Source organism: Holdemanella sp. MSK.7.32 (assembly GCF_024460475.1).
Lineage (GTDB): Bacteria > Bacillota_I > Bacilli_A > Erysipelotrichales > Erysipelotrichaceae > Holdemanella.
Map to the genome: position 1 here is coordinate 1 of NZ_JANFYN010000061.1, position 10,775 is coordinate 10,775.

The window sequence follows — 10,775 nt, forward strand, 5'->3', positions numbered from 1 at the left end:
GCACGTATGGTTTGATAAGGGGCGGCAGAATTTAAACTCTGCCGCCTACTTTCTTTATGTTCCTAACAATAGGAAATACATTTGGAATCTAGTGAAACAAAATAGGTCTATACTGCTTTATATAAGGAGGACATAATCATGTCAGAAACATTAAAAATACTTAATACTTTAACACAAGCAATTTCAATTTCAGGAGATGAAAAAAATGTTGGCAAATGTATGGCACAATACTTAGAGCCATATTGTGATGAAATTGTATATGATAATTTAGGCTCTGTATTTGGCGTAAAGAAAAGTAAAAAGGAAAACGCAAAGCGCGTATTAGTAATTACACACATGGATGAATCAGGATTAATGATCACAAAAATTAATGATAATGGAAGTGCTGAATTTATTGAAATAGGTAAAATCAATAAACAATACTTACCAGGAAGTCGTTTGCGTGTAAAAACAAAAACAGGTGAAGTCAATGCCTTTGTGGTAGGCACAGAAAAAATGGTTATCGATTTTGGAACGTATTCAAAAGAAGAAACATTAGCACTTGGTGTATTTGTAGGAGATAGTGCCGTTGTAGATGGCGCATTTGTCAAAGTACAAAAACAATGTATTTCAAAAGCATTAGAATCAAGAGTTGGATGTTTAATGGCTGTTGAATTATTAGAAGCTGTTAAAGATAAAGAATTTGATTTTGATTTATATGTTGGAGCTTGCGTCATGGAAGAAGTAGGACAGCGAGGAGCCACAACAGCTACAGAACTGGTAAAACCAGATCTAGGTGTTGTACTTGGTTGTAAGAAAGCTAAAACATTAGATGAAAAAGACCAGAGCGTAGGAGAGCTAGGAAAAGGCTTATTAGTATCTTTCTACGATAAAGGGATGATGCCAAACCGCGGTTTATTAGATGCATTAGTACAAATCTGTAAAGAGGAAGATATCGCATATCAGCACTACTATAGTATGGATCTAAATGAAGGGGCATGGGTACACAAATTGTTTGCCGGATGTCCAACACTGAATGTATCGATTGCGATTCAAAATGCATACAGCGCAATTGAAAGTATGGATCTAAATGATTATGACTGCGCAAAAAAAGCTTTAACTGTATTTGTTGAACATTTAAATGAAGAAAAGATTCAAGAATTTAAGGAATCAAATCGATAGGTGATACTATGGAACAAGCAATTGGTGATATTAATTTAGAAATGCTGAAAGAATTAAGTGAGGCTCATGGCATTAGTGGAAACGAAAAAGAAGTGAGTCGCATGATGAAAAAGTGGATGAATCCCTATGCGGATGAAATTACATATGATAATTTAGGATCCATCATTGGACTTCAAAAAGGAGAAGAAGACCAGCCTACTTTAATGATTTGTGGACACATGGATGAAGTTGGTTTTCTAGTGCGCGAAATTGATGAACAAGGCTACATTCGTATGCTCCCAGTTGGAGGATGGTGGGGACATGTACTACCTAGTCAGACGCTTGTAGTGACAACACATGAAGGGAAAAGATATCAAGGTGTTGTAGGATCAAGTGCGCCTCATGGATTGAGTAAGGAAGTCAAAGAAAAAGTTATTCATCCCTTAGATTTATTTTTAGATTTGGGTGTCGCAAACCGTGCTGAAGTTGAAGAATTAGGGATTCAAATTGGCGATATGATTACGCCAGATACAGAATTTACAGTTATGAATAACCCAAACTATTTAATGGGAAAAGCCTGGGATGATCGTTTATGTGCAGCTATGGTTGTAGATGTAATGCGTCTTTTAAGTCAAGATAAGCATAAATGCAATTTATATGGTGTTGGTACAGTGCAAGAAGAAGTTGGTTTACGAGGAGCAAGAACAGCCGCAAATATGTTACATCCAGATGTTGCGATTGCCTTAGACGTAACAACAAGTATGGATACACCAATGGATAAAGGAATCAATGGCTTAGGAAAAGGTGTTGTATTAAGTGTAATGGATGCGGGAATTATCGCAAATAAAAATTTTATCACAAAGATGGAAGAAATCTGTAAAGATTTAGATTTAGACATCAATTATGACATGATGACATGTGGTGGAACAGATGCCGATAATATTCATAAATCACATGATGGTGTTGTCACAATGACATTATCTATTCCTACACGTTATATGCATTCTCATCGATTGATCATTCATCGTAAGGATTATTGGCAAACTGTATTATTAATGGCTGAATTTGCTCGTCGATTAGATAATGAATTGTTGCAGATATTGAAAGGATAAAACAATGAAAGTATTAGTTGGAAGATTTAGTTCAGAATCCAATGAACACTCTAGATCTTTAATGAGTCTAGATAAATTTATTTTGAAATATGGAGAAGACTGTATCGACTCTATGTATTGTCGAGATATTTTTGAAAAAAATGGCATTGAATTGATTCCAAGTATTGGTGCGATTGGACATCCCCATGGACCTGTAACTTTACAGGCTTATGAATTTATTGTGGATAAGTTCAAACAAAGTGTGAAAGAACATCTACACGAAATTGATGGAATCTTCTTGTTTCTTCATGGCGCTAGTAAGGTGATTGGTTTACAAGGAGGTTCAGCAGAACATGCGATTCTACGCGAAATTCGTGCTATTGTTGGACCATATATGCCTATTGCCCTAGTTATGGATCCACATGGAAATTTATCGGAAGAATTAGTTTCAAATGTAAATCTATTAAGATGTTATAGACACTCACCACACATTGATACAAAGGAAACGTATCAATTTATGGCTAAAGATTTTATTGATCTATTAAATCATAGAGAAGACATTCATCCAATTTATTATCGTGTTCCCATTATTATTGGTGGAGAAAAAAGTGTATCTTTTGATGAACCTATGGTGTCTATCAACAATATGTTAGAAGAAGCTGAAAAGACAGGTCGCATTCGTTCAGCCTCTTTCCACATTGGTTATTTAAGACATGATGGACCAAACTTAGGATGTTCTGTTGTCGTATGTCCAAAGACAAAAAAAGACACAGAATTTGCGGATATGTGGGCAAGAAAAATTCGTGAATTTGCCTATTCAAAACGTCATGAATTCCACTATCATGGAAATGTAGCTTCTTTAGAAGATGCGATCAAACAAGTTGTTTATCATGATCAAGGAACATGCTTTATTACCGATTCTGGAGATAATGTAGGATCTGGTGCGGATGGCTTTAATAATTATGTTTTAAGACAAATTATGAATTTAGATGATTTTAATCATAAGAAATACTTAGTTTCGGGAATCGTTGATTTTAATGCACATGCTTTCTTAATGAACAAAAAAGTTGGCGACAATGTTGAATTTGATTTGGGTATGGACTATGATGAACTATGTCAGAAAATCCATATTAAAGGTAGTGTTGTAGCTAAAGGCTTAGCTGAAGAAATGTATGTTGGTAAAGAAGATATTGGTACAGTAATTACTGTAAAGGTAGAAAACATGCCTGTGTATGTTGTGGTTGAAAATGATGCCATTCAATATTATGAACCTGTCCAATATGTAACAAGCGGCCTAAATCTAGATGATTATGATGTCGTTGTTGTTAAACAAGGTTATATCTCAGCTGAATTTGATGCATATGCATCGTATTGTGTTATGGCACTAACGGATGGACCTACAAATCAAGCGAGTGAAAAGCTTGTATTTAGACAAATTCATAGACCAATGTATCCATATGATGATCGTGAATTAGACGAAATTTAATGAAAAAATAAATCCACCGCTCGGTGGATTTTATCTTTTATAAATAGTTTTGCATAAATGAATATGCATTGTTGAAACAAATCGCATTGATTTCTTCATCTGTGAATTCATTTACCTTGAGTTTTAGTGCAATATTTTGGATTTCTGTGATGTCCTTCATACCAACCACATTACTATCTTCCATGCCAGGAATATAGTCCATAAAATCAAAACCTAATGCGATATGTTCAATACCAATCTTTTCTTTTAAGTATTTAAGGATTTCAATAAAGTCATCTAGTGTCGCATTTTCTTTCTTGTTCTTCACAAACCAACGAACCGGAATACCTCCAACTAGTCCTTGTTTATTTCTAATAATGTCTAGCTGTAAATCACTCAAGTTACGATAATGATTGTATAAAGCCTTCACATTACTGTGAGATGCGATGATGGGCTTTGTACTTGTTTTTGCGATATCATAGAAGTTCCATTCGCAACAATGACTTGTATCAATGGCTATTCCAATATGATTCATAGCTTGAATCGCTTCAATACCTAGATCTGTTAATGGTTTATTATTTGTTCTTGCACCACAAGCTAGGGCATTATCATCGTTCCAGCATAATGAGCCAAGACGCACATTATGATCATATAACCATTGAATTTTATTTGTGACATCTTCTTTAATTCCACACATACCTTCAACAGCGATAAAGACTTGAATATCTTTATCGTTGTTAAATGAGAAATGTTTACTTGAATGAATACAATCATTGGCATATACGATACATTCTTGCATATCTTGCCATGATTCAGTGCCGCTAAAGCAGCAGACAATGGCAGAAAATTTCATGTTGCCTTCTTTAAAGCGAGGATAGTGAAATTCATCCAAACGATTCAACTGTTCTTTATGATCGAATAAATCATTTCCTATATCATCATGTAAATTCGCAAATGAGATCATGCGCTTAACTCCTTTAAGAAGTCTTGAATTTGTTCGGCAATCGATTGTAGACTTTCTTGCCAGAACGATTCCTCTTCAATGTTGATATCTGCCATGCTTGCGACATTTTCACAAGTATTTGTGGTTGTTGCAGCTAGTAGTTTTTCATATTTAGGAATAAATGATGTCCCTTCCTTTTTGAATTTTGCGTATAAACCACGAGAAAATAAAGCACCAAATGTATATGGAAAGTTATAGTATGCGATATCTGGAATGTAGTAATGTACCTTTGTAATCCAACGATAAGGATGTATCCAGTTCTTGTCTAAACCATCACCGAATGATTTATTTAGGGCTTCCTTCATTAGTTCACATAGTTGTTTGGCATTTAAGAAACCTTCTTCAATATGCTCAAATACAGATTTTTCAAATAAGAATCGCGCATAGATGTCCAATACGTTTTGACATAATGCCGATAATTGTGTATCAATGACTAATAATTTTTCTTTTTTAGGTAAAATGCTTGCCATATAGTTATACATTACATTTTCATTAAATGTACTTGCCGTTTCTGCCAGAGGCATACAATAATCACGGTTTAAAATAGCTTGTTCTTCAATCATTTCTCCATGGAAAGCATGACCTAACTCATGGGCAACTGTAATAATATCACTTAATGTATTGTTGTAGTTTGTGATAATACGACTTTCATGGATCCAACCCAGGTTTTCACAGAATGCGCCAGGTTGTTTACCTTCGTAAGTTGGATAATCAATCCAATGTTCATTAAATGCAGTTTTTGTCATTTCATGTAAGTTTTCACCTACTTTTTCAAAAGCATCCAAAATATAGGATTCGCAATCTTCAATAGAGAAATTAAAGTCACATTCTTGTAAAGTGGCATAGATTTCATACCAAGGAAGACCATGATCATAACCTAGCATCTTGGCCTTTGTACGAAGATATTTTCTAAATACAGGTAAATATTTTTGAATACTAGTCATCATCGCATCTAATGTTTTGGATGACATTCTTGATTCAATCAACATTTTTTCTAAAGGATCTTTATAGCCAAGTAAGCGTGCTTCTATAAGTTGTTGTTTCTTGATGGCACTTACCGCAAAAGCAAGTGGGGTTTCAATTGGTTTATAGGCTTCAAGCTCGGCTAGAAAGGCATCTTTACGAACGTTGGAATCATTATCATGACACATATTCTTTACTTGTGTTAAAGGTAAGCTATTTCCACGATAGTTGGCCTTGGCATTTCCAGTTAGTGCATAGTACATGTCTGAAAAAGCTTTTTTACTTGTTGGATATACTAAGTTTAATATTTCCTGCTGTTCTAAAGGCAATGTGTGTTTAGCATTGTTTAATTTTTCTTCAATGATAAATTTATAGGTTGTATAATAGCTTGATTGTTTGATTTCTTTATCTTCTAAGATTTTTGTCCATAATTCATTCATTTGATTTGCGGCTACAGCACAAGCACTTAATACTTTGCTTGACCATAAAATAGCATCTTCATTGTTGGCTTCTACACTTAGTCTTAGTGTTACATATAAACGAAGTCGATATTCTAGGTCTTTGATTTCTTCAAGTTGTTTAAAGGAAGTGTTTGTGTTCACGTTTTCTATTTTGTAGTTTACTAACTGGTCATAGTCCTTTAAAAAGATTGGATCATCATAACCAGTATATAATTTAGATAAATCCCATTTATAATTGTTTGTCATTTGTACACCTGTCTTTCTATATTAATTATAGGAAGTATAGGAATGGAATACTCAGAAAGGAATTTCCTAGATGTTAGGAATAATCGAATATTTCCTAATCGCTAGGAAGTTCGATTCATAGAAAAGAAAATTTGTATGATGTACAATACAATCAGAACAAGGAGGGTATCTATGGAAAACTTGGAAATGATAAGCTTTCAAATTATTTCTTGTGTAGGAACTGCAAAATCAAGCTATATTGAAGCAGCACGTAAGGCACAGGAATACGAATTTGATAAGGCAGAAGAACTAATTAAAGAAGGAGATGCTATTTATATTAAAGGTCATGAAGCACATGCTTCTTTGATTCAACAAGAGGCAAGAGGAGAGTCTGTTGCGGTAAACATGTTGTTGATGCATGCAGAGGATCAATTGATGGCAGCTGAAAATTTTAAGGCTTTTGCCCAACAACAAATCGTGATTTTCAAGAAATTTCAAGATATTGAGAATAGGTAGGAGACGAATATGAAAAGAGTATACTTATTTTGTGATAATGGGATGTCAACAAGTATGATGGCACAACGTATGCAGGACGTGGCTGACAGTCACAACTTGCCAATTGAATGTAAGGCATTTTCATATAAAATCATTCAAGACATCATTGAAAAAAATACTTTAGATTGTATCTTGATTGGTCCACAAACTAAATTCTTATTTGATGAAATCAATAAAAAATACGGTGATAAAACACCAGTTATGGTTATTGATCCAACAGATTATGGTATGATGGATGCAGAAAAAGTATTAAAAAAAGCTATCGTGCAAATGAAAAAATTTAAAAACAAATAAGGTCGCTTTTTTAAAGCGATTTTATTTTTGAATCATATGTAGGAGGAAAAGGTATGTACGGAATTATCGCAACATGGAGAATGGCTTTAGAAGGAATTTCAAAAGCAGATTCTATGTTAAAAAATAACGAAAGTGCGGCGGATTCGATTGAAGAAGCAATCAAAGCTGTAGAGGATTTTGAATACTATAAAAGTGTAGGATATGGAGGACTTCCAAATGAAGAAATGGAAGTGGAATTAGATGCTGCTTTTATGGATGGGGATACACTAGAATTTGGATGTGTTGGAGGTGTTAAAGATTTTGCCAACCCTGTTAGTATTGCACGTAGTCTAATGCACTATGATGCCAACAATTTCTTAGTGGGTCAAGGAGCTGAAAAATATGCTTCAAGACATGGCTTTGAAAGAAAAACAATGCTTACAGATCGTGCCAAGATTCATTATCACAATCGTACAAAAGAAATCACAAATACGGAATTAAAACCATATTCAGGACATGATACAGTAGGTATGGTTTGTCTAGATACTGCAGGACATATGACAAGTGCTACAAGTACTTCTGGATTGTTCATGAAACATCCAGGGCGTCTAGGCGATTCGCCCGTATGTGGTTCTGGATTCTATGTAGATTCTTTTGTTGGAGGAGCGAGTGCTACAGGTTTAGGTGAAGATGTTATGAAGGGCTGTGTTTCTTATGAAATTGTTCGCCTAATGAAAGAAGGCATGCATCCTCAACAAGCGTGTGAAAAGGCTGTACACGATTTTGATTTAGAATTAAAACGAAGAAGAGGGAAAGCTGGAGACATGTCTTTGATTGCGATGAATAATAAGGGTGAATGGGGTTGTGCTACAAATATTGAAGGTTTTAGTTTTGTAGTGGCAACTGAAAAACAAGCCCCAACAGTATATTTAGTAAATCATGATGCGGATGGAAAATGCACATTTGAAGTCGCAAGTAAAGAATGGATGGACAACTATATGGCCACGCGCACAGCTCCATTAGTAAGGAAATAAAATGGAAGAAGAATTATTAAAGAAGATTGATGAAATCAGTGATGAGATGATTTCAGGAATCAAAAGAATTGTTCAAATCGATAGTGTACAAAGTGAAGCTAAGCCAGGTATACCTTTTGGAGAAGGCGTAAATAAAGCTTTAGAAGAAGCATTGAAATTAGCTCGTGAATTAGGTTTTGAAACAGAAAACGTCGATCATATGGTGGGTATTGCCAAATATGGTACAGGAGAAGACTATATTGGCATTATGGGACATTTAGACGTTGTTCCTGTAGGAGAAGGATGGAATCATCCTCCGTTCTCAGCTTATGAAGATGAAAATGGCAGAATCTTTGCCCGTGGTATTTTAGATAATAAAGGACCGACTTTATCTTGTTTATATGCACTCTATGCCATAAAGGAATTGAAAATTCAGTTAAAGCGTCCTGTTTATATTTTGTTTGGAACGAATGAAGAAACGGGATTTGAAGATTTAACACATTTCCTTAAAGTCAGAAAACCACCTATTATGGGCTGGACACCCGATTGTAAATATCCGGTTGTATATGCGGAAAGAGGAAGAAGTACCTATCGTGTGAGCACGGCTATTGAAAATAAAACTGTATTCAATCAATTTATTAATGAATATATTTTATCAGACAATGGATTTGGAAATAAATTGGGACTCAATATTGAGGATCCTGAATTTGGTAAAATGCAGATGAGTAATAAAAAGCTGGTGGATTTAGAAGGAAAACTTGGCTTTGACTTCTCTTTTAGCTATCCTGCAAGTATTAGTAATGATACAATAGAGATGACAATCAAATCTAAATTAAGCAAAGGACTGCAAGTAGAATGTATACATAATTATGATCCTGTTTATTTTGATAAAAATGGATTCTTATGTCAAACATTAAAGGCGACTTATGAAAAGGTAACAGGCATGGATGGTACGCCAGTTACAACTACGGGTGGAACTTATGCGAAGATCATGCCAAATATAGTTCCTTTTGGACCTAGTTTTCCTGGGCAAAAGGGCATTGGGCACAATCCGAATGAATGGATGGATCGTAGTGATTTGATTTTAAATGCGAAAATATACGCATTAAGTATAGTGAGGTTGGCTAATGGAGAGAATGATTGAAGTATGTGCAGGTAGTTATCAAGATTGTATAGCTGCATATCAGGGTAGTGCAAAGAGGGTTGAATTAAATAGTGCGTTAAGTGTTGGTGGCTTAACACCAAGTGTCGCAAGTCTAGTTCGTGTAAAACAAGAAACAGACTTAACAGTTATTTGCATGGTACGTGTGCGTGCTGCTGGTTTCTGTTATGAAAAAGAAGATATAGAAATTATGTTTGAAGATGCCAAGATTCTTTTGGATCATGGTGCTGATGGAATTGCGTTTGGTTTTTTAAATGAGGATGGCACAATTTGTGAAGAGGACACAAAAAGAATGATCGACTTGATTCATTCATACAATAAGGAAGCTGTATTCCACAGAGCTTTTGATGTAACGCCAGATGCATTTGAAGCCATTGAAACATTGATTGATTTAGGAGCGGATCGCGTACTTACAAGTGGACAAAAATCAAAAGCTATGGAAGGTATTGATTTAATTAAAGTATTGAATAATCAATATGGTGATAAGATTCAGATTCTTCCTGGCAGTGGAATGAATGCAGAAAACGCAAAAATGATGATGAATTATACAGGCGTATATCAGGTGCATTCATCTTGTAAGAATTATAAAGCAGATACAACCACAACAAAAAATGGTGTTTCATATAGTTACTTAGAAAGTCCACATGAAAATGACTATGATGTAGTGGACGTAGAGTTGGTAAAAAAATTAGTTGATAGTATTAAATAATGTGGAAAAGACTGTAACAAAGCAAATTTATCTTGTTACAGTCTTTTGTTTTGAGTAAATTAGAATCGCGATTATAGCCGTTACTACATCGGCTGTAGCCTGAGAAATCAAGATTCCATGGAAGGTAAATAATTTAGATAATATGACAATGCAGATTGCGTAAATAACACCTTGTCTAGAAATGGATAAAATTAAAGCAGGAAGTGCTTTTCCTTCCGATTGAAATAGAGTTGTAAAGACTAAGATTATACCTACACACGGACTAGATAGAACAAGTAGTCTTAACATAAGGCTTCCCGTTTGAATAATGTGTGCATCATTCATAAAGGATTGGATGATATACGGAGCAAAAACACTTAGGATAACGGCAGTAATGAGTGCAAATGTGACTTCGATAAAAATGTCAAACTTAATGAATGCACGTAGGCGTTCTGTGTTTTTGGCTCCATAATTAAATCCTAAAAGTGGTTGTGCCCCAAACGCAAAACCAACCATGATCAATAACAGGATCATATTCACTTTTAGGGCGATTCCCATTGCGGCAACATTTTCATTGCCGAACACAACTAAATAACGATTTGTCAAAGCTACACCAATACTCGACATTAAATTTGTGATAGAAGCAGGAATTCCAATGGTGAAGATATCTAAAAACTCTTTTTTCGTATTATAGAACTAGAAGTTATTCAAGTAATAATTCTAGTTTTTTATTTTA

At 34.7% G+C, this 10,775-nt stretch carries 11 protein-coding genes; 8 read left to right on the plus strand and 3 right to left on the minus strand.

Translation table 11 applies throughout. From position 1 onward, the window contains the following. Positions 1–138: 138 nt before the first annotated feature. The 3 genes from NE544_RS10910 to NE544_RS10920 are packed head-to-tail and all read left to right on the plus strand — an operon-like array spanning position 139 to position 3,717. Positions 139–1,161, plus strand: a complete 1,023-nt coding sequence (locus NE544_RS10910) for a M42 family metallopeptidase (RefSeq protein ID WP_256269347.1) — start codon at positions 139–141, stop codon at positions 1,159–1,161. Positions 1,162–1,169: 8 nt separating this feature from the next. Further along, complete coding sequence (locus NE544_RS10915; RefSeq protein WP_256269348.1) at positions 1,170–2,252, plus strand: M42 family metallopeptidase; 1,083 nt, start codon at positions 1,170–1,172, stop codon at positions 2,250–2,252. A gap of 4 nt (positions 2,253–2,256) precedes the next feature. Next, the gene (locus tag NE544_RS10920; RefSeq protein WP_256269349.1) at positions 2,257–3,717 is read left to right on the plus strand and encodes a M81 family metallopeptidase; all 1,461 of its coding nucleotides are present in this window, start codon (positions 2,257–2,259) and stop codon (positions 3,715–3,717) included. 37 nt (positions 3,718–3,754) lie between these two features. Here NE544_RS10920 and NE544_RS10925 read toward each other — a convergent pair whose 3' ends face one another. Together NE544_RS10925 and NE544_RS10930 are read right to left on the minus strand one after the other, a co-directional pair. Next, positions 3,755–4,660 (minus strand): dipeptidase, encoded by a 906-nt coding sequence (locus NE544_RS10925; protein ID WP_256269350.1) that lies wholly within the window; start codon positions 4,658–4,660, stop codon positions 3,755–3,757. Next, positions 4,657–6,369, minus strand: a complete 1,713-nt coding sequence (locus NE544_RS10930; protein ID WP_256269351.1) for a M3 family oligoendopeptidase — start codon at positions 6,367–6,369, stop codon at positions 4,657–4,659. The genes NE544_RS10925 and NE544_RS10930 overlap by 4 nt, the downstream gene beginning before the upstream one ends. A 171-nt stretch (positions 6,370–6,540) precedes the next feature. Between NE544_RS10930 and NE544_RS10935 the strand changes: the two genes are divergently transcribed. From NE544_RS10935 to NE544_RS10955, 5 genes are read left to right on the plus strand one after another with little or no spacing between them, the layout of a single operon-like run. Beyond that, positions 6,541–6,864: a PTS lactose/cellobiose transporter subunit IIA gene (locus NE544_RS10935; RefSeq protein WP_117925071.1), complete on the plus strand. Its 324-nt coding sequence runs from the start codon at positions 6,541–6,543 to the stop codon at positions 6,862–6,864. A 9-nt stretch (positions 6,865–6,873) separates the two neighbouring features. After that, entirely contained in the window at positions 6,874–7,197 is a 324-nt protein-coding gene (locus NE544_RS10940; RefSeq protein WP_117572409.1) for a PTS sugar transporter subunit IIB, read from the plus strand. Positions 7,198–7,250: 53 nt separating this feature from the next. Further along, the gene (locus NE544_RS10945; protein ID WP_256269352.1) at positions 7,251–8,210 is read left to right on the plus strand and encodes a N(4)-(beta-N-acetylglucosaminyl)-L-asparaginase; all 960 of its coding nucleotides are present in this window, start codon (positions 7,251–7,253) and stop codon (positions 8,208–8,210) included. A 1-nt stretch (position 8,211) separates the two neighbouring features. Then, positions 8,212–9,333: a Sapep family Mn(2+)-dependent dipeptidase gene (locus NE544_RS10950; protein WP_256269353.1), complete on the plus strand. Its 1,122-nt coding sequence runs from the start codon at positions 8,212–8,214 to the stop codon at positions 9,331–9,333. Further along, positions 9,317–10,060 (plus strand): copper homeostasis protein CutC, encoded by a 744-nt coding sequence (locus tag NE544_RS10955; protein ID WP_256269354.1) that lies wholly within the window; start codon positions 9,317–9,319, stop codon positions 10,058–10,060. Before NE544_RS10950 ends, NE544_RS10955 begins: the two co-directional genes overlap by 17 nt. Positions 10,061–10,087: 27 nt before the next feature. On the opposite strand, the gene NE544_RS10960 is transcribed toward NE544_RS10955, so the two are convergent. Then, the gene (locus tag NE544_RS10960) at positions 10,088–10,705 is read right to left on the minus strand and encodes an MATE family efflux transporter (RefSeq protein ID WP_370866122.1); all 618 of its coding nucleotides are present in this window, start codon (positions 10,703–10,705) and stop codon (positions 10,088–10,090) included. Positions 10,706–10,775: the final 70 nt, after the last annotated feature.